Origin of the sequence: Rahnella woolbedingensis, from assembly GCF_003602095.1 — a bacterium.
GTDB classification, from domain to species: Bacteria; Pseudomonadota; Gammaproteobacteria; order Enterobacterales; family Enterobacteriaceae; genus Rahnella; species Rahnella woolbedingensis.
This window is the reverse complement of sequence record NZ_RAHH01000006.1, coordinates 95,861-112,434: the sequence shown is the minus strand read 5'-3', so window position 1 is coordinate 112,434 and position 16,574 is coordinate 95,861. Positions and strand designations below refer to the sequence as shown.

The following is a 16,574-nucleotide window of genomic DNA, read 5'->3' as shown; positions in this document are numbered from 1 at the left end:
GGGCGGGAATTTTCCTAAACAAAAATAGTTTGATTTGCTGGATCGATTCACCTGTCCATCTCTTATGGATCATTATGCTAGTCTCAAAATGAAAGCGTTGTTAAGTGACACAAAAAGTGTCGCAGGCAGCGGTGGAATAACCGGTTTTACACTCCTGTTGACTATTACTGTAAATAAATAAGAAAGGATTGTTTCATGGCTCATCCCGATCCCGATTTACGCAATGTTATCTGGTACAACCAACTGGGTATGAACGACGTTGATAAAGTCGGGGGCAAGAACGCATCCCTCGGAGAAATGATCACTAATTTGTCTGACCTGGGTGTTTCCGTTCCAAATGGTTTTGCAACGACGTCGCAGGCATTTAATGATTTTCTCGATCAAAGCGGCGTAAACCACCATATCCATGAACTGCTGGATAACACGGATGTGGACGACATCGCACAACTGACCAGAGCGGGCACACAAATTCGTCAGTGGATCATTGAGACGCCATTCCAGCCAGAACTTGAGCAGGCGATTCGTGAGGCTTATCAGCAGCTTTCTGAAGGCGAGCCGGATGCCTCTTTTGCCGTACGTTCATCAGCCACAGCCGAAGATATGCCCGATGCGTCTTTCGCCGGGCAGCAGGAAACTTTCCTGAACGTTCAGGGCTTCGATGCGGTAATGACGGCTGTGAAACATGTTTATGCTTCCCTCTTTAACGACCGCGCCATTTCTTATCGTGTGCATCAGGGCTACGACCACCGCGGGGTGGCGTTATCTGCCGGTGTGCAACGCATGGTGCGTTCAGATCTCGCTGCGGCTGGCGTGATGTTTACCATTGATACTGAATCGGGTTTTGATCAGGTCGTCTTTATCACTTCTGCCTACGGCCTGGGTGAAATGGTGGTGCAGGGGGCGGTGAATCCTGACGAGTTCTATGTGCATAAGCCGACGCTTGAGAAGAAAAAACCTTCGATTGTTCGTCGTACCATGGGCTCAAAGAAAATCCGCATGGTCTATGCACCCAGCCAGGAACACGGTAAACAAGTTCAGATTGAAGATGTGCCGGCACAGCTGAGTACCCGATTCTCCCTGACCGACGATGAAGTGCAGGCGCTGGCGCGTCAGGCTTTGCTCATCGAAAAACACTATGGCCGTCCGATGGATATCGAATGGGCAAAAGATGGTCATAACGGCAAACTTTATATTGTGCAGGCGCGTCCTGAGACCGTGCGTTCAAACGGGCAGGTGATGGAACGTTACCAGCTCAATGGCAGCAGTAAAGTGCTGGTTGAAGGGCGTGCAATTGGTCATCGCATCGGTGCAGGGCCCATCAAGATAATCCACGACATCAGCGAAATGCATCACGTTAAAGCAGGTGATGTCCTCGTGACAGATATGACGGATCCCGATTGGGAGCCGATCATGAAAAAGGCCTCGGCCATCGTCACTAACCGCGGAGGCCGCACCTGCCACGCCGCGATTATCGCCCGTGAACTGGGGATTCCTGCTGTTGTCGGTTGCGGAGATGCCACGGAAAAACTCACTGAAAATCAGAAAGTCACGGTTTCCTGTTCAGAAGGCGATACCGGGTATGTGTATCAGGATGAGCTGGATTTCACCGTACAAAGTTCTGAAATCGATGAGCTGCCAGAATTACCGCTGAAAATTATGATGAATATCGGCAATCCGGATCGCGCCTTTGATTTCGCGTGTTTGCCCAATGAAGGTGTCGGGCTGGCGCGTCTGGAATTTATCATCAACCGCATGATTGGCGTCCATCCTAAAGCCTTGCTGGAGTTTGATCAGCAATCGCCGGAACTTCAGGAAGAAATCAGCAAGCTGATTCAGGGCTACGACAGCCCGCGTGAATACTACGTCGCGCGCCTGACCGAAGGGATCGCGACGCTTGGCGCAGCATTCTGGCCAAAACGCGTCATCGTTCGTTTGTCTGATTTCAAATCAAACGAATATGCCAATCTGGTAGGCGGCGAGAAGTATGAACCGCATGAAGAAAACCCGATGCTCGGCTTCCGTGGTGCGGGTCGGTATGTTTCAGATAGCTTCCGTGATTGTTTTGCACTCGAGTGCGAAGCAATGAAGCGCGTGCGTAATGATATGGATCTCACCAATGTTGAAGTGATGATACCGTTTGTGCGTACCGTGGCTCAGGCTGAAGCCGTCGTAGCCGAACTGGCTAATCAGGGACTGAAGCGCGGCGAAAACGGGCTGAAAGTCATCATGATGTGTGAAATACCGTCGAATGCTTTACTGGCGGATCAGTTCCTCGAACACTTTGATGGCTTCTCGATTGGTTCGAATGATATGACTCAGCTCGCTCTGGGGCTGGATCGCGATTCTGGTGTGGTTTCTGAACTCTTTGACGAGCGAAATGAAGCCGTCAAAGCACTGCTTTCAATGGCAATCAGAGCAGCCAAAAAACAGGGGAAATATGTCGGCATCTGCGGGCAAGGGCCTTCTGATCACCAGGACTTTGCGCAATGGCTGATGGATGAGGGAATTGACAGTCTGTCGCTGAACCCGGATACGGTTGTCCAAACCTGGCTGGCATTAGCGGAAAAGTAACCCGGTCCATAAAGTAATTTTTAAAGCAATAAAGTAAAGGCTGTCACTCCCGGGTGATGGCCTTTTATTTTCGTTCAATTCAGTGGCGAATAATCAGTGGCGAATAAATATACCGGAGAAGGTAAGAAAAAAACGGAGATTTCGTCGGATAGTTGTGGGGGCAATAATTAAAATATTCTGACAATTTCAGCTGGCAATAAATAAAAAAAAGGCCCGTCATAGATGACAGGCAAAGACTACACACAGCAATTTGGGGTATACCGGCTCAGGGGAAAGCCTGTATATATATCAGTGGGTTGAAATCCGAACTGTTAATAATACTAAGTTTCTCAAGGTATTTAGTCTGTAAGAATTCTCCTAATAGGGTTTATTCTCATACTATTTAATGAGGACAGTTTTTGAGGGCAGGCCAGATGTTGAAAAAATGAAGATACAAGAAGGGAATAAAAAAAGGCGCTGCCACATTAAATTTCATGGGCAACGCCGTCAGAGCGTTACTTAATGACGATATTATTCATCCAGTGCTTTTAGCGCTTCTTCAGGATCCATCTCCGGCTCAGGAGCTTCATGTACCCAAAGGGAAATCAGGCGATAGGATACGGCCAGTACCACCGGGCCGATGAACAGCCCGATCATACCGAAAGCAAATAATCCGCCGATAACACCAGATAAAATCAGTAGCATAGGCAGATCCGCGCCCATGCGGATGAGAACCGGACGCAGCACGTTATCAAGTGACCCGACCACGCAACTCCAGACCAGAAGCACGGTGCCCCAGGTGTTGTCGCCTGACCAGTAGAGCCAGATAATTGCCGGGATCAGTATCAGCAACGGGCCTATTTGCGCGACGCAGCAAACGAACATTATTACGGTAAGGACAGTGGCATAAGGGATACCCGCAATCGCCAGTCCGATACCACCAAGAATTGACTGCACAAGGGCTGTTACGACCACGCCTAAAGCGACAGCGCGGATAGCTTGCCCGGCGAGAATGACGGCGGCATCACCGCGTTCTGCGGCCAGACGAATGGCGAAGTGGCGGATCCCCAGAGCAACCTGTTCACCGCGGCTGTACAGTAAGGCGCTGAATAACAGCATCAGCGAACAATGGACAATAAACCGGCCCAGATGCCCTGCCTGGATAACAAACCACGCGGCTGTTTGTCCTACATAGGGCTGAACTTTACTCATCAGCGCATTACCACCGCCATTAATCAGCGCGTGCCAGCCGGTGTAAAGCTTATGGCCCACCAGCGGAATAGAGTTGAGCCAGTGGAAATCAGGCATATGTAATGAGGAAGGGTGGCTGGCAATTTCAACCAGTGGCGCACCATTTTCAATTGCGCTGCTCACCAGCGTCGCAATTGGCAAAACAAACAATAAGATCAGCAACAACGTCATGATGATGACGGCAAGAAACCGGCGTCCCCAAAGCAGGCGTTGCAGCTTTATCATCAGCGGCCATGTTGCGATAACCACCATGCCTGCCCAGACAAACCCAAGGATAAAGGGCTGAACGATCCAGATACTGGCGACGGTCATGAGTGCAATAAACAGCACCCCAAACATAATCTGGGGTAAATCGTAACGTTTAATTGGGAGATTCATTCATGTTTCTCAATGTGATAAACGAAGTAAGGCACGAACCCTATGCCTCCATACCTTGTATTTCAAACCCGGGACTTTCAAACTCCTGGGTATTCAAAATTCATAGTCTTCAAAATTCATAGTCTTCAAAACCGAGAGTGTTCAAAATCCATGCAATCTGAAATAAGCATGGAACATCCGGCCGCTTTTGGATAGCTCGCCGCAAGATTAGTTGCAACGCGATTTGTTGATACGTGCTTTTTGCGATTCATCATGAAAGTAATGCAACAAAGGGCAACCAGACGGAGCGCGGAAAAACGAAGTATGTTAGTTTTTATTCTGGGTAAATAACAGGTGGATCTGCAAGGCAGATCCGGCAGGTCGCCTCGGGCCCGCCAGGCATACAACAAAGACAGAGTCATAATTCAATGATCCCACAGATTTCTCAGGCGCCGGGTGTCATCCAACTGGTGCTCGATTTTTTGGAAGCGCTAAAAAAGAACGGTTTTACGGGTGATGCCACAACAACGTACGCAGACCGGCTGACGATGGCGACAGACAACAGTGTCTATCAGCTGTTGCCGGATGCCGTTCTGTTCCCGATCGCCACATCAGACGTTGCACTGATTGCGCGTCTTGCTGGGCAGGAACGTTTTAAAACGCTGGTATTCACTCCGCGCGGTGGCGGTACCGGTACCAACGGTCAGTCGCTGAACCGCGGAATTGTGGTTGATATGTCCCGTCATATGAACCGCATTCTGGATATTAATACCGAGCAGGGCTGGGTCAAAGTAGAGTCTGGTGTAATAAAAGATCAACTTAATGATTACCTGCGCCCGTTTGGCTATTTCTTCTCACCGGAACTCTCAACCAGTAACCGCGCCACGCTTGGCGGAATGATTAATACCGATGCCTCCGGGCAAGGGTCGCTGGTGTACGGCAAAACCTCAGATCATGTTCTGGGCGTCCGGGCTATCGTGCTTGGCGGCGACATGCTTGATACCACCGCTATTCCTACCGAACTTGCCGATAAACTAGGCGAAGAAGATTCCGTTATCGGGCGGATTTACCGCACGGTGCTCGACAGTTGCCGTGATAACCGGGCGCTGGTGATTGAGAAATTCCCGAAACTAAACCGTTTCCTCACCGGATACGATTTGCGGCATGTGCTGAGTGATGACCTGCAAACTTTCAACCTGACCCGTATTCTGACCGGTTCAGAGGGATCGCTGGCCTTTATTACCGAAGCCCGGCTGAACATCACGCCAATTCCTAAAGTGCGTCGTCTGGTCAACATCAAGTATGACTCGTTCAACTCGGCCCTGCGCAACGCACCTTTTATGGTGGAAGCTAAAGCCCTTTCAGTAGAAACCGTGGACTCAAAAGTACTGAATCTGGCGCGTGAGGATATTGTCTGGCACAGCGTGCGTGACTACATCAAGGATGTTGAAGGCAAAGACATGCAGGGGCTGAACATTGTCGAGTTCGCGGGTGATGATGCGGATCTTATTGAAAGCCAGGTGAGCGCTTTGTGCGAACGTCTCGACGGGCTAATGAGTGACAAAGAAGGCGGTGTGATTGGCTATCAGATTTGCGCCGATCTGCCGGGTATCGAGCGCATCTATAACATGCGTAAAAAAGCCGTCGGACTGCTGGGCAACGCGAAAGGGCAGGCTAAACCGCTGCCCTTTGCCGAAGACACCTGCGTGCCGCCTCAGCATCTTGCGGACTACATCGTTGAATTTCGGGCGTTGCTCGACAGCCATAATCTGAGTTACGGCATGTTTGGACACGTGGATGCGGGCGTATTACATGTTCGTCCGGCACTGGATATGTGTGATCCACAACAGGAAATGTTGCTCAAGCAAATTTCCGATGAAGTGGTGGCGCTGACGGCAAAATATGGCGGTCTGCTGTGGGGCGAACATGGAAAGGGCTTCCGTGCTGAATACAGCCCGGCATTCTTTGGCGAAGAACTGTTCCATGAGTTACGCCGGATTAAGACCGTGTTCGACCCGGATAACCGTCTCAACCCGGGTAAAATCTGTGCGCCACTGGATTGTGACGAACCGATGATGAAAGTGGACGCGGCAAAACGCGGCACACTGGATCGCCGTATTCCGCTGGAGGTTCGCCAGTCATTCCGCGGTGCGATGGAATGTAACGGTAACGGTCTGTGTTTTAATTTCGATGTGAAAAGCCCGATGTGTCCGTCGATGAAAATCACCGGCAGCCGCATTCATTCGCCAAAAGGTCGCGCGGGTCTGGTACGTGAATGGTTGCGCCTGCTGTCAGAACAGGGTGTTGATCCGCTGGCGCTGGAAAATGCCTTGCCTGAAAAAGGCCTCAGTTTCCGTACCCTGATTGACCGCACGCGCAATACCTGGCACGCCAATAAAGGTGAGTACGATTTTTCGCATGAAGTGAAGGAGGCGATGTCCGGCTGTCTGGCCTGTAAAGCCTGTTCCACACAGTGCCCGATTAAAATTGATGTTCCCGGATTCCGCTCGCGTTTCCTGCAGCTTTATCACACACGTTACCTGCGTCCTGCCCGTGATCATTTCGTGGCTGGCGTGGAAAGCTATGCACCTCTGATGGCGAAAGCACCCAAGCTGTTTAACTTCTTCCTTAAACAGCCATGGGTGCGTGAAATGAGCCGGAAAAGTATCGGCATGGTGGATTTGCCCTTGCTCTCTTCACCGACATTGCGTGAGCAACTGCTTGGGCATCGCGCCAGTACAATGACGCTTGAGCAACTGGAGGCGATCCCTCCTGCACAGCGCGGCGAGTATGTTCTGGTGGTTCAGGATCCGTTTACCAGTTTCTATGACGCGCAGGTAGTGGCGGATTTTGTCCGGCTGATTGAAAAGCTCGGCCTCAAACCTGTTTTGTTACCCTTCTCACCGAACGGTAAAGCGCAGCACATTAAAGGCTTCCTGACCCGATTTGCGAAAACAGCAAAGAAAACGTCACTGTTCCTCAACCGGGTTTCGCAATTAGGGATGCCGATGGTGGGCGTCGATCCTGCGCTGGTGCTGTGTTATCGCGACGAATATAAAGAAATCCTGGGTGAATCACGTGGCTCATTCCAGGTGCAGCTGGTACATGAATGGCTGGATACGTGGCTGGCAGAGCTTCCGGCTCAGCAGCAAAGTGGCGAATCCTGGTATCTGTTTGGCCATTGCACAGAAAGCACGGCGTTGCCCAACAGCGGCAAACAATGGGGTGATATTTTTGCCCGCTATGGCGCGAAGCTGGAAAGCGTCAGTGTGGGTTGCTGTGGAATGGCCGGGACGTACGGGCATGAAACTAAAAATCTCGAGAACTCTCTGGGGATTTACGAGCTTTCCTGGCATACGTCTTTGCAGCGATTACCGCGCCAGCGGTGTCTGGCAACCGGCTATTCTTGCCGCAGTCAGGTAAAACGTATTGAAGGTAACGGTGTCCGCCATCCGTTACAGGCCTTACTGGAAATCATTCCCTAAACATAAGGAAGCGCTATGCCACTCTGGAAACGCAGTACCACGCTGGACGCCCTGAATCAGCGCAGTCAGGGATGTATGGTCGGGCATGTGGGAATAGAATTTACTCAGCTCGGCGAAGATTTTCTCGAAGCCACTATGCCGGTGGATAACCGCACAACACAACCGTTTGGGCTGTTGCATGGCGGTGCCTCGGTAGTGCTGGCTGAAACGATGGGGTCGATGGCGGGCTACTTATGCTGCGAAGGCAGCCAGACAGTGGTCGGTGTGGAAATTAACGCCAGCCATATGCACTCAGCGCGACAGGGACATGTTCGCGGCGTATGTCGTGCATTGCGCGCAGGGCGTCGCAGTCAGGTCTGGCAAATTGAAATTTTTGATGAGAAACAAAATCTGTGCTGCGTTTCAAGGTTAACGACGATGGTCATTGATCACTGATACAGGTGCTAATCAGTTTCACAGAGTGGTGTGACAGGGGAGGGCGGATACATCAATCGGGTGTCCGCCTTTTTATTTGGCTTAAAGAATTTCGTAACGCATTGATAGTAAATCAAAGCTGGAAAGGGACTCGCTTTGCGAAGTCAGTTTGAAAGGCCGTCGCTTTTTCCCAGATGCCCATCATGGCATAATACTGACAGATGAGTTTTAACGTATGCCGTGCAAAATGATAACTCTGAACACGAAAGAGTTCACAGCGGACAACACTGTTGATTTCAAGGATCAGGCGGTTGTGTAATTTGCAAAGCGCATGAAGATAGCTGTGGTCATCCCCGTTTTGCAGGCAAAGATTCGCCATTTCCAGACAGATGTTGTTGAAGCGTTTGAGCTGGCACAGATGTGCATCAGGGCGTCGTAAGGCAGCATCAGCCATGTAGAAATCCACAGTAGCATCGCGGACATTCGATTTATATTCGTCGATCTTGCCTTGCAACCACGCATTTACCGATTGAGCCATTCTCAGTATTCCGGGTTATCTGAATGATAATCATTATCAAAGTATGATCATCATATTGGCAAAAAATGGCCGGATCAACGTTTTCATCGGTTTTTTTTCATTTTGTTGTGTGCAGGCAGTTAAGCAAAAAGAGCTTTAATTTTTTCGGTTGTGGCGAATTCATAAATAGGCATTTCCGATGAATGTTTTATAATAGACACAATGAAAGCTATTAACCCGCAATGTTTATAAGGTTAATTTTAATTTTTAACAAAAAATTGACAATTTATTCAATCAGTTGATGGTTGTGGTGTTCAAGACCCGCCGACGACCAGGTGTTAACCCGATGCACATTGAGTGGCTTTCCTCGTGGGCGATCGCTATACCCTCTTAAAACAAGAGGTTGAAGTGGTACCTGTTATCACTAGAATAGAGACAATAGGTCTTGTCTATGACCGTAAAATTATGAGGTAAGACAGATGCAAACTGAAACTGTCGGCTCTTTCTCTTTAGACGACAACGTATGGCAAGGTGTGAGCCTGACTGATTCTGCTGCGAAACAGATTAACACTCTGATGGCGCAGGACTCTGACGTCAAAGGTCTCCAGCTCTCGGTGAAACAATCGGGCTGTGCCGGCTTTGGCTACGTTCTGGATTTAACCAAACAACCGGCCAGCGATGACCTGGTGTTTGAACATGACGGCGCTTTGCTGTTTGTTCCGCTGAAGGCCATGCCTTTCATCGACGGAACCGAGGTGGATTTCGTCCGCGAAGGACTGAATCAGATATTTAAATTCAATAATCCTAAAGCTCAGCATGCGTGCGGGTGTGGCGAAAGTTTCGGCCTGTAAAACAACGGCTTTCAGTCTCTAAGATTATTGTAAACAAAGCGATGTAACCAACATGTCACGAAGCAACGTAGAAATTCCAGATGATGTGCAGTCTTGGGTCGGCGAGGGGACGAACTATAAAGAAGGGTTCTTTACCCAGCTGGCAACCGATGAATTAGCATCAGGCATCAATGAAGATGTGGTGCGTGCCATTTCCGCGAAGCGTAATGAGCCTGAGTGGATGCTGGAGTTCCGTCTGCAGGCTTATCATGCCTGGTTGAAAATGGAAGAACCGCACTGGCTCAAAGCGTATTACACGCCTCTTGATTATCAGGATTACAGTTATTACTCCGCGCCATCATGTGGCAGCTGCGATGATACCTGCGGTTCTCAGCCTGGCGCCACGCAGCAACCTCCGGCCGATTCTCACAGTATTCCTGCACTCGACGGTAAAAACTATCTGACCAGTGAAGTGGAAAAAGCCTTTGAGCAGCTGGGTGTTCCGGTTCGTGAAGGCAAAGAAGTGGCGGTCGATGCAATCTTCGACTCCGTTTCAGTGTCCACCACCTACCGTGAAAAGCTGGCGGAATCAGGCGTTATCTTCTGCTCATTCGGCGAAGCGATTCACGAATATCCTGATCTGGTGCGCAAATACCTCGGTACTGTAGTGCCGGCGCAGGATAACTTCTTCGCAGCCCTGAACGCTGCCGTTGCTTCTGACGGGACCTTTGTTTACGTGCCAAAAGGCGTGCGTTGCCCGATGGAACTGTCGACCTATTTCCGTATCAACGCCGCGAAAACGGGTCAGTTTGAACGTACAATCCTGATTGCCGACGAAGGCAGTTACGTCAGCTACATCGAAGGGTGTTCTGCACCCGTTCGTGATACCTACCAGCTGCATGCAGCGGTGGTTGAAGTGATCCTGCACAAAGACGCGGAAGTGAAATACTCCACCGTGCAGAACTGGTTCTCAGGCAGCAAAGACAGCAGCGGCGGTATTCTGAACTTCGTGACCAAACGTGCATTGTGCGAAGGTGCCGGTTCCAAAATGTCCTGGACGCAGTCTGAAACCGGTTCGGCGATCACCTGGAAATACCCAAGCGTTATCCTCAAAGGCGATAACTCTATCGGTGAGTTCTTCTCAGTTGCACTGACCAGCGGCAAACAGCAGGCGGATACCGGCACCAAAATGATCCACATTGGTAAAAACACCAAGTCGACCATTATCTCCAAAGGCATCTCTGCGGGTCACAGCCAGAACAGCTATCGCGGTCTGGTGAAGATCCTGCCAAGTGCAGAAAACGCACGTAACTTTACGCAGTGTGACTCGATGCTGATTGGCGCAGACAGCGCAGCGCATACCTTCCCGTATGTCGAAGTGCGTAACAATACTGCGCAGCTGGAACATGAAGCCACAACGTCAAAAATCGGCGATGACCAGCTGTTCTACTGTCTGCAACGTGGTATCAGTGAAGATGATGCTATTTCCATGATTGTTAATGGTTTCTGTAAAGATGTCTTTTCCGAGCTGCCGCTGGAGTTCGCTGTCGAAGCACAGAAACTGCTGGCCATCAGTCTTGAACATAGCGTCGGTTAATTCGTCGACGTTTTTCCTCCCGGCATGGCGTGGTGTGACGTCTGCGCCGGGCAGGTTTTAGTTCAGCAAAGCATAAACAGAATTATGAGCGCGCAGGCGCAAACTCAAGGATACGTATGTTAAGCATTAAGAATTTGAAGGTCCGTGTCGAAGAAAAGGAAATTCTGAAAGGCCTTGATCTGGAGATCAAACCGGGTGAAGTACACGCCATCATGGGCCCTAACGGCTCAGGTAAAAGTACGCTCTCCGCGACACTGGCTGGCCGTGAAGATTACGAAGTCACCGATGGCTCCGTCATGTTCAACGGCAAAGATTTGCTGGAACTCGCTCCTGAAGATCGCGCGGGTGAAGGCGTCTTTATGGCTTTCCAGTACCCGGTGGAAATTCCCGGTGTGACTAACCATTTCTTCCTGCAAACTGCAGTGAATGCGGTCCGTAAATACCGCGGGCAGGAGCCTATGGATCGTTTTGACTTCGCTGATTTCATCGAAGAAAAAATCGAAATGCTGAAAATGCCTGCCGATTTGCTGACCCGCTCAGTGAACGTTGGTTTCTCCGGCGGTGAGAAAAAACGTAACGATATCTTGCAGATGGCCGCCCTTGAGCCAAGCCTGTGCATCCTCGATGAAACCGACTCCGGTCTGGACATCGATGCGCTGAAAATTGTTTCCAACGGTGTTAATGCTCTGCGTGATGGCAAACGTTCATTCGTTATCGTGACCCACTACCAGCGCATCCTCGACTACATCAAGCCTGACTACGTGCACGTTCTGTATCAGGGCCGTATTGTTAAATCCGGCGATTTCACCTTGGTTAAACAGTTAGAGGAGCAGGGTTATGGCTGGCTTACCGACGAAGAGTAATGCACCTGCGGCGGGCAGTTCGCACGCCATGCAGCAGCTTTACCGTCTTTTTGAAAGCCGTGGTGGTGAACAATCCACTCACGCTCATGCACACTGGCAGCAGGTGCTGCGCCTGGGTTTCCCGCACGCAAAACTGGAAGACTGGAAATACACCCCGGTTTCTTCATTGCTGGGTAATCAGTTCTTTGCTCCGCAGCAACAGGCACTGACTGTTGATCATGTCAAATCGCTGGCGCTGCCACTCGATTGTTACCGTCTGGTGTTCATTGATGGTCGTTTCGATGCCGATCTCAGTGATTCAGACACCGGTGCTTTTGACATTGAGAAACTGAGCCCGGCGGCGCAGCAAACTTTGCCCGATCCGATTCAGTCAGAGGTGTTTTTACACCTGACAGAAAGCCTGGCGCAGGATTCTCTTTCTGTGCGTTTGCCCGCGGGCAAGCAGGCAGAAAAACCGTTGTATCTGCTGCATCTGAGCAGCGGTCGTGGTGAATCACGCGAAATGAATACCGTGCATCATCGCTATCATCTGGCGATTGAAGGCGGGGCGAAAGCTGAGGTTATCGAACATTATCTCAGCCTCAACGATCACGGCCATTTCACCGGTGCACGTATGACGGTGAACGTGGGCGATAATGCCGATTTCGCGCATTACAAACTGGCCTTTGAAAGCCAGGCAAGTTTCCATTTCTCGCACAATGATCTGGTTATCGGTCGTGATGCGCGTGTTTCCAGCCACAGCTTCCTGCTGGGTGCGGGCCTGACCCGCAACAACACCAGTGCGCAGCTGAACGGTGAAAACAGCAACCTGAACATTAACAGCCTGGTTCTGCCGGTTGATTCTGAGATTGCAGATACCCGTACTTACCTGGAACACAACAAAGGTTATTGCAACAGCAACCAGTTGCATAAAGTGATCGTGAACGATCGTGCTAAAGCGATTTTCAACGGCATGATCAAAGTGGCTCAGCACGCACTGAAAACCGACGGCAAAATGACCAACAACAACTTGTTGCTGGGCAAACACACTGAGGTTGATACCAAACCGCAGCTGGAAATTTATGCCGATGACGTGAAGTGCAGCCACGGTGCGACTGTGGGTCGTATCGACGACGAACAGCTTTTCTATCTGCGTACCCGTGGGATCAGCGGGCAGGATGCTCAGCAAATGATCATCTTTGCTTTTGCCGCTGAACTGACGGAAGCCATTGAGAATGAAACCCTGCGTGAAGTCGTGATTGCCCGTATTGCAGGCCGGCTAAATCGAGGTAAGTAATGAGTTTTCCACTGGAAAGAGTACGTAGCGATTTCCCTGTACTGAGCCGTGAAGTTAACGGCCAGCCGCTGGCCTACCTTGACAGCGCGGCCAGCGCACAGAAACCGCGTCAGGTCATTCAACGTGAAATGTCTTTCTTCGAGCAAGGTTATGCTGCGGTTCACCGCGGCATTCACACAATGAGCGCAGAAGCGACCGAGCAGATGGAAAACGTCCGCACGCAGGCCGCACAATTCATGAATGCTGAGTCGGCAGAAGAAATTGTCTTCGTGAAAGGTTCCACGGAAGCCATTAACCTGGTCGCTAATACCTGGGGGCGCGAATTTTTGCAGCCCGGCGACCACATTATTCTGACCGAAATGGAACACCACGCGAACATCGTACCCTGGCAGATGCTGGCGAAAGAACGTGGTTTGCATATCGACGTCTGGCATCTGACGCCGGAAGGTGAGCTTGATTTATCGCAGCTCGAATCCCTGATCACGCCGCGCACTAAATTGCTGACTCTGGCACATGTTTCCAATGTGCTGGGCACCGTTAATCCGCTCGAAAAAATCATTCCTCAGGCGAAAGCCGCCGGGCTGACCGTTTTGGTGGATGGCGCACAGGCAGTTATGCATCACGCGGTAGACGTTCAGGCGCTGGGTTGTGATTTCTACGTGTGGTCCGGGCATAAACTGTACGGGCCGACCGGCATTGGGATTCTGTATGGTCGCAAAGCCTTGCTGGATCAGATGCCACCGTGGGAAGGCGGCGGCTCGATGATCAAGCATGTCAGCCTGACAGAAGGCACCACTTTTGCAGCAGCCCCGTGGCGCTTTGAAGCGGGTACCCCGAACACCGGCGGTATTATGGGGTTGGGTGCTGCCATCGAATATGTGACTGAACTGGGCCTGCAGAACATCCACGCTTATGAACAGGAACTGATGGACTACGCGCTGAAAGCGATGGAGCAGGTGCCGGATATTCAAATTTACGGCCCGACAACGCGTGCAGGGGTGATTGCGTTCAATCTGGGTAAACACCATGCCTATGATGTCGGCAGTTTCCTTGATCAATACGGAATTGCCATTCGCACCGGTCATCACTGTGCGATGCCGTTAATGTCCTTCTACGGTGTACCGGCTATGTGCCGCGCGTCGCTCGCGATGTACAATACCCGTGAAGAAGTCGACCGTCTGGTCGCAGGACTGCAACGTATTCACCGGCTGTTGGGTTAATCCTGCCAGCCTTGATCAGGATGTTGTTATGGCTTTGCCCGATAAAAATAAGTTAGTTAAAAACTTTTCCCGGTGCCCGAACTGGGAAGAGAAGTATCTGTATGTGATCGAACTGGGTGGCCAGTTACCGGTGCTGGCAGAAGAATATCGTCAGGATCAAAACCTGATTTCCGGCTGCCAGAGCCAGGTGTGGATTGTGATGCGTACGGATGAAAATGGTGCGCTGACCTTTGAGGGTGACAGTGATGCTGCCATCGTAAAAGGTCTGGTGGCTATTGTGTTCAGCCTGTATCAGGGCTTAACGCCGCGTGATGTCGTTGAGCTGGATGTGCGTCCGTTCTTCACTGAACTGGAACTGAGCCAGCATCTGACACCTTCCCGCTCGCAAGGGCTGGAAGCGATGATCCGCTCGATTCGTGCTAAGGCTGCACAGCTGTCTTAATATAGCCTACCGTCATGCTGCTTTGCTCATTAGGAATTGTCTGCTAATGAGCAAGGCAAATTCCCCGTTCTCCCTTTCGCATTTCCTTTTTAGTCTGATTTTTCAATTCACTATCTTTGTCGTTTTCTTCAGACTTACTTCAGGTAACTTTCTGATTTTCTGTGGTTTGATTGCCACCAGATTCTGCGCTGCTAGTATTACCAGACGAGAAAATTGTCTTGCCTCAGATTGTCTGAGTGCAGGCCGAAAAAGGACTGAGTATGAGACGCGCATTACCCCTTCTGGCAATGTTAGTTGGCACTTTTGTGGCAGCGCATTCCATGACTGCAAGTGCAGCAGAATACCCTTTGCCGCCGGATAACAGCCGCCTGATTGGCGAAAACACGACTTATGTGGTGCCTAATGACGGTAAACCGCTGGAAGACGTGGCAGCCAAATATCAGATTGGCCTGATCGCTATGCTGGAAGCTAACCCCGGTACTGACCCCTATCTGCCAAAAGCGGGAACCGTACTGACTATTCCTTCACAGATGCTGTTACCCGACACAAAACGCGAAGGCATTGTGGTGAATCTGGCGGAACTGCGTCTGTATTACTATCCGAAAGGCGAAGATAAAGTCATCGTCTATCCGATTGGTATTGGTCAGCTGGGTCGCAATACGCCGGAGATGGTGACATCAGTCAGCCAGAAAATCCCTAACCCTACCTGGACGCCGACGGTAAATATCCGCAAAGCGTATCTGAAAGATGGCATTACCTTGCCGGGAATGGTGCCTGCCGGACCGGATAACCCGATGGGGTTGTTCGCGATGCGTCTGTCAGCCGGAACAGGGCAGTATCTGATACACGGCACGAATGCCAACTTTGGTATTGGTATGCGCGTGAGTTCAGGCTGTATCCGTCTGCGTCCTGACGATATCGAGGCGCTGTTTAACTCGGTGCCAAAAGGGACACGGGTGCAGATTGTGAATCAGCCAATCAAATATGACGTGGAGCCGGACGGTAAGCGTTATATCGAAGTGCATCAGCCTTTATCGCATACAGAAAAGGATGATCCGCAAACCAAACCGATCCCGCTGACCGCTGCCATGAAGAAATTCATCAAGAACGATGAGACTAATGCCGCCATGGTAAAAGAGGCGATTACGCGCCGTTCAGGCATGCCGGTTGTAGTGAGTGTGGGTGATAAGGCGACAGATACACCACCCCCTGTGAATGAGCCACAAACGGCTGCTGCGGCACACCAATCTGGAGTGACAACCGCAAGCGCGCAGTAAGCGCTACAGAAACGATTCAGAAGCGATTTTTTCTAAAGGAGCCATTATGGCTCCTTTTTTACGTCCGATATTCAGGCGTGCCATAGGGAGCGTTTTAAAAAAGAGGAAAGATGAAGGTCATGCCAGATGAACAACGGGGAGGGTAAATTGCAGGCAAAAAAAATGGCGCACTGAGTGCGCCATTGAACTAGAGAAGTAAATATTACTTCTTGTAAGCGTGAGCTTGGTTGTCAAGACGTTGGTTAGCGCGAGCTGCATCGTCTTTAGCTGCTTGAACGTCAGAACGCATTGCGTTCACGTCGTTGCTCAGTTGGTCAACTTTAGAGTTCAGAGTAGAAACGTCTGAAGACAGTTGGTCGATTTTAGCATTGCTTGAACAACCAGCCAGCATAGTTGAAGCCAGGATTACAGCGCCCAGTACCAGTTTAGTGCGATTCATTATAAAACCCTCTAGATTAAGTTAATCTCCATGTAGCGTTACAAGTATTACACAAA

At 50.5% G+C, this 16,574-nt stretch carries 13 protein-coding genes and 1 other RNA gene; 10 read left to right on the top strand and 4 right to left on the bottom strand.

The window, feature by feature from the left end; all coding sequences use genetic code 11:
- Positions 1-195 precede the first annotated feature (195 nt).
- A complete protein-coding gene (gene ppsA, locus D6C13_RS06420) occupies positions 196-2,571 on the top strand; it encodes a phosphoenolpyruvate synthase (protein WP_120131979.1) in 2,376 nt (791 codons plus the stop codon).
- Between the two features lie 201 nt (positions 2,572-2,772).
- On the opposite strand, the gene rprA is transcribed toward ppsA, so the two are convergent.
- An RNA gene (gene rprA / locus D6C13_RS06415) (antisense sRNA RprA) lies at positions 2,773-2,883 on the bottom strand.
- A gap of 198 nt (positions 2,884-3,081) precedes the next feature.
- On the bottom strand, positions 3,082-4,179 hold the full coding sequence (gene ydiK, locus D6C13_RS06410) for an AI-2E family transporter YdiK (RefSeq protein WP_120131978.1): 1,098 nt from the start codon (positions 4,177-4,179) through the stop codon (positions 3,082-3,084).
- Between the two features lie 407 nt (positions 4,180-4,586).
- Here ydiK and ydiJ point away from each other — a divergent pair, with 407 nt between their 5' ends.
- Together ydiJ and D6C13_RS06400 are read left to right on the top strand one after the other, a co-directional pair.
- A complete protein-coding gene (gene ydiJ, locus D6C13_RS06405) occupies positions 4,587-7,643 on the top strand; it encodes a D-2-hydroxyglutarate dehydrogenase YdiJ (protein ID WP_120131977.1) in 3,057 nt (1,018 codons plus the stop codon).
- Between the two features lie 15 nt (positions 7,644-7,658).
- Positions 7,659-8,078 (top strand): hotdog fold thioesterase, encoded by a 420-nt coding sequence (locus tag D6C13_RS06400; RefSeq protein WP_120131976.1) that lies wholly within the window; start codon positions 7,659-7,661, stop codon positions 8,076-8,078.
- A 112-nt stretch (positions 8,079-8,190) separates the two neighbouring features.
- Here D6C13_RS06400 and D6C13_RS06395 read toward each other — a convergent pair whose 3' ends face one another.
- Positions 8,191-8,595 carry a hypothetical protein gene (locus D6C13_RS06395; protein WP_112287950.1) on the bottom strand — a complete coding sequence of 135 codons (405 nt, stop codon included), beginning with the start codon at positions 8,593-8,595 and terminating at the stop codon, positions 8,191-8,193.
- A 458-nt stretch (positions 8,596-9,053) separates the two neighbouring features.
- Between D6C13_RS06395 and sufA the strand changes: the two genes are divergently transcribed.
- The 7 genes from sufA (at position 9,054) to D6C13_RS06360 (ending at position 16,079) form a co-directional block, all read left to right on the top strand.
- Complete coding sequence (gene sufA / locus D6C13_RS06390; RefSeq protein ID WP_120131975.1) at positions 9,054-9,425, top strand: Fe-S cluster assembly scaffold SufA; 372 nt, start codon at positions 9,054-9,056, stop codon at positions 9,423-9,425.
- Between the two features lie 52 nt (positions 9,426-9,477).
- Positions 9,478-11,001 carry a Fe-S cluster assembly protein SufB gene (gene sufB / locus D6C13_RS06385; RefSeq protein ID WP_120131974.1) on the top strand — a complete coding sequence of 508 codons (1,524 nt, stop codon included), beginning with the start codon at positions 9,478-9,480 and terminating at the stop codon, positions 10,999-11,001.
- Positions 11,002-11,117: 116 nt separating this feature from the next.
- Positions 11,118-11,864, top strand: coding sequence for a Fe-S cluster assembly ATPase SufC (sufC, locus tag D6C13_RS06380; RefSeq protein ID WP_120131973.1), 747 nt, complete (start codon positions 11,118-11,120; stop codon positions 11,862-11,864).
- On the top strand, positions 11,839-13,140 hold the full coding sequence (sufD, locus tag D6C13_RS06375) for a Fe-S cluster assembly protein SufD (RefSeq protein WP_120131972.1): 1,302 nt from the start codon (positions 11,839-11,841) through the stop codon (positions 13,138-13,140). The genes sufC and sufD overlap by 26 nt, the downstream gene beginning before the upstream one ends.
- The gene (sufS, locus tag D6C13_RS06370; RefSeq protein WP_120131971.1) at positions 13,140-14,360 is read left to right on the top strand and encodes a cysteine desulfurase SufS; all 1,221 of its coding nucleotides are present in this window, start codon (positions 13,140-13,142) and stop codon (positions 14,358-14,360) included. The genes sufD and sufS overlap by 1 nt, the downstream gene beginning before the upstream one ends.
- Before the next feature lie 28 nt (positions 14,361-14,388).
- On the top strand, positions 14,389-14,802 hold the full coding sequence (sufE, locus tag D6C13_RS06365) for a cysteine desulfuration protein SufE (RefSeq protein WP_120131970.1): 414 nt from the start codon (positions 14,389-14,391) through the stop codon (positions 14,800-14,802).
- 260 nt (positions 14,803-15,062) lie between these two features.
- Positions 15,063-16,079, top strand: a complete 1,017-nt coding sequence (locus tag D6C13_RS06360) for a L,D-transpeptidase family protein (RefSeq protein ID WP_120131969.1) — start codon at positions 15,063-15,065, stop codon at positions 16,077-16,079.
- A 202-nt stretch (positions 16,080-16,281) separates the two neighbouring features.
- Here D6C13_RS06360 and D6C13_RS06355 read toward each other — a convergent pair whose 3' ends face one another.
- Positions 16,282-16,518, bottom strand: coding sequence for a major outer membrane lipoprotein (locus D6C13_RS06355; RefSeq protein WP_056773575.1), 237 nt, complete (start codon positions 16,516-16,518; stop codon positions 16,282-16,284).
- Positions 16,519-16,574: the final 56 nt, after the last annotated feature.

What these genes read in the sequence shown, in the direction of transcription:
- ppsA (WP_120131979.1), top strand. Translation starts at nt 196, where the DNA reads ATGGCTCATCCCGATCCCGATTTACGCAATGTTATCTGGTACAACCAA.
- ydiK (WP_120131978.1), bottom strand. Translation starts at nt 4,179, where the DNA reads ATGAATCTCCCAATTAAACGTTACGATTTACCCCAGATTATGTTTGGG.
- ydiJ (WP_120131977.1), top strand. Translation starts at nt 4,587, where the DNA reads ATGATCCCACAGATTTCTCAGGCGCCGGGTGTCATCCAACTGGTGCTC.
- D6C13_RS06400 (WP_120131976.1), top strand. Translation starts at nt 7,659, where the DNA reads ATGCCACTCTGGAAACGCAGTACCACGCTGGACGCCCTGAATCAGCGC.
- D6C13_RS06395 (WP_112287950.1), bottom strand. Translation starts at nt 8,595, where the DNA reads ATGGCTCAATCGGTAAATGCGTGGTTGCAAGGCAAGATCGACGAATAT.
- sufA (WP_120131975.1), top strand. Translation starts at nt 9,054, where the DNA reads ATGCAAACTGAAACTGTCGGCTCTTTCTCTTTAGACGACAACGTATGG.
- sufB (WP_120131974.1), top strand. Translation starts at nt 9,478, where the DNA reads ATGTCACGAAGCAACGTAGAAATTCCAGATGATGTGCAGTCTTGGGTC.
- sufC (WP_120131973.1), top strand. Translation starts at nt 11,118, where the DNA reads ATGTTAAGCATTAAGAATTTGAAGGTCCGTGTCGAAGAAAAGGAAATT.
- sufD (WP_120131972.1), top strand. Translation starts at nt 11,839, where the DNA reads ATGGCTGGCTTACCGACGAAGAGTAATGCACCTGCGGCGGGCAGTTCG.
- sufS (WP_120131971.1), top strand. Translation starts at nt 13,140, where the DNA reads ATGAGTTTTCCACTGGAAAGAGTACGTAGCGATTTCCCTGTACTGAGC.
- sufE (WP_120131970.1), top strand. Translation starts at nt 14,389, where the DNA reads ATGGCTTTGCCCGATAAAAATAAGTTAGTTAAAAACTTTTCCCGGTGC.
- D6C13_RS06360 (WP_120131969.1), top strand. Translation starts at nt 15,063, where the DNA reads ATGAGACGCGCATTACCCCTTCTGGCAATGTTAGTTGGCACTTTTGTG.
- D6C13_RS06355 (WP_056773575.1), bottom strand. Translation starts at nt 16,518, where the DNA reads ATGAATCGCACTAAACTGGTACTGGGCGCTGTAATCCTGGCTTCAACT.